The organism is Dapis brunnea BLCC-M229 (assembly GCF_050015995.1).
GTDB lineage: Bacteria > Cyanobacteriota > Cyanobacteriia > Cyanobacteriales > Microcoleaceae > Trichodesmium.
Window position 1 is genome coordinate 1 of the sequence record NZ_JBNHEP010000168.1, and the last position, 2,438, is coordinate 2,438.

Consider the following 2,438-nt stretch of genomic DNA (forward strand, 5'->3'; position numbering starts at 1 on the left):
AAGGCACAGATAACTCAGACTAGACCAGGATTTTTACACCGATGCACCGATTATTAATAAGGCAGAAATAAATAATCAAGAAAAAAATATTTGTTTTTCATTATCTTGTGATCCTGAAAAACTGTTGCCTGGTTTTTACTAATGAAATTTCTGGTGATGATTGCCAATTTTTATCGAGCATTTTTTGATAGCTAGACCTAGTTTATCCAGTTTAGTTACTTTGAATGCTCTAGTATAAATTACTTTCCATTTCTGCATAAATAAATTAATTTGATTTCCCAGGATAATTTGTCACTTAGAGAATCAAAAAAATCTCAAAAAATTCCAAATAGTAGGTTGACAAAGTAGGCTTGACAAGATATTATAAATATAATGGAAAAGGTGCGCTCATATATAGTCACAATCTAGTGGCCGAAAAATCAATAAAAATAGTATTTGCCCTCAGTCAATAAAATGCTACCTGGAATAACTTTGAAAAATCGCTATTGCATCATTAAATCTCTAGGAAAAGGAGGTTTTGGTGATACTTATTTAGCTCAACATGCAAGACTTACCAGGAAAACCCAAATGTGTAGTCAAACATCTCAGACCAAAATCCTCAAACCCAGGCATATTACCCATAGCTCAAACCTTATTCGAGAGAGAAGCAAATACCGTTCTTAGAAACCTATGATTATCTATATAAATCTATGATTTTCTCTAAATAATCTGTTCTATTCCTGCTTCAACCTGGCAACGTCGGCGTTATCCAGTCCACAAGCTGTCACGGACGAACTGCGCGCCATAGCTAAATTTAACGCTGCATTCAAATCTCGGTCGCAGCTAAAATTGCAGTGTTCGCATTTGAAAACGCGCTCTGATAAAGACAGAGACTCTTTAACAGTTCCACACCTACTGCAAGTCTTAGAACTAGGAAACCATCTATCAACAATGATTAAGGATGAACCGTACAACTCACACTTGTACTCTAACTGTCTACTAAACTCGTAAAACCCCATATCTGCAACAGCCTTAGCTAGCTTGTGATTTGCCATCAGTCCTGATACATTTAAGTCTTCTATTACTATTTTGCTGTGGTTTTTAGCCAAATAGGTTGTTAGTTTATGCAACGTATCTTTCCTGATGTTAGCTATTCTATTATGTAACTGAGCTATTTTTAGCTGTGCTCTTTTCCAGTTATTGGAAAATTTGGTTTTATGCCTGTTCAAGTATTGTAACCGAGAGAGTTTAGCTTCTAATTTTCTATAAGATTTAGCACCAACAAAAACAGTAGATAACGTAGCTAATGATTTTACTCCTAAATCTACACCAACTACATCTACTGAGAAATCAGTAGTTTGAGCCGTAGTTTCTATTTTGAAACTAACAAACCATCTATCGGCTTTCTTGGCTTAAGTTACAGACTTAGGAGTAACATTATCTGGCAGTACTTCATAAGTTTTAATCCATCCAATCCGAGGTAATTTTATATGATTAAAACCTACTGATATCGAACCATCTAAAGTGAAACTATCATCTCTACCTTTTTTCTTGAATTTAGGTTGACCAGAAATTTTGGTGAATCTTCGTTTCCAAGCTAGAGATAAATACCTCAAAGCATATTGAGGCGCTGTTTTTGATACTTCATAGTACCAATAGTTATTCGGTTTAACCATTGCCACTAAAAGTTTATGCAGGTCAATTGCAGTAGGAAATTTAAGTTTACCATCAGGATTATTGGAATTGTGAGTCAGGATATTTCTAGTTAGCCATAATCCCCAATTCCAGGCATGGCGAGCCACACCAGCGTGTTTAGCCAGCATGGTTTTTTGTTGCTTATTTGGGTGCAGTTCAGTTTTGAATCCAAGTAGCATAAACAGATAATCCCAGATTTTTATAGATAATACCAGATTTTAGCCAACAGTTACAAGCCCTTTGCCTTCGGGAAAAGTTTCCCTACTCTAGCCCTGTTCCCTATACCTCAGCATGATAAGCATTCACCTGAAAATGATATTACTCTCCTCTGTCTCAATACTCCTCAGTTAAGAAAAGTTATCGGTTTAGACAAGTAGGGTGGATAGCCATTTGAAAGTTCAGGCTAAAATCTCGACACCAGACCTTGTTGCCCAAGTAGCAAAATTACCAATTGGCTCATTGGTAACTGTAAAGCTGCCATCAGTATCTGAAAAAGCTACAGGCAGTGTACTCCAACCCCGTTCTTGTCGCAGAAGAGCAACATCAGTTCGATTATCACCGTTGAAGTCACCCGTTAACACCTCAACACCAGAACTTGTGGCAAAAGTAGCAAAATTACCAATTGGCTCATTGGTAACTGTAAAGCTGCCATCAGTATCTGAAAAAGCTACAGGCAGTGTACCCCAACCCCGATCTTGTCGTATCAGACCAACATCAGTTCGATTATCACCGTTGAAGTCACCCGTTAACACCTCGACACCAGA

Annotated in this window: 2 protein-coding genes and 1 pseudogene; all 3 read right to left on the bottom strand. The window is 37.2% G+C overall.

Annotation, left to right across the window (positions count from 1 at the left end; genetic code table 11):
• Window positions 1–713: 713 nt before the first annotated feature.
• A pseudogene (locus tag ACP6PM_RS19210) lies at window positions 714–1,376 on the bottom strand (RNA-guided endonuclease InsQ/TnpB family protein); the annotation flags it as partial.
• 15 nt (window positions 1,377–1,391) lie between these two features.
• Window positions 1,392–1,853, bottom strand: coding sequence for an RNA-guided endonuclease InsQ/TnpB family protein (locus ACP6PM_RS19215; RefSeq protein WP_426587422.1), 462 nt, complete (start codon window positions 1,851–1,853; stop codon window positions 1,392–1,394).
• Window positions 1,854–2,072: 219 nt separating this feature from the next.
• Window positions 2,073–2,438 (bottom strand): FG-GAP repeat domain-containing protein (locus ACP6PM_RS19220; protein WP_426587424.1); only part of this gene is annotated, 366 nt, incomplete at its 5' end.

What these genes read in the sequence shown, in the direction of transcription:
- ACP6PM_RS19215 (WP_426587422.1), bottom strand. Translation starts at nt 1,853, where the DNA reads ATGCTACTTGGATTCAAAACTGAACTGCACCCAAATAAGCAACAAAAA.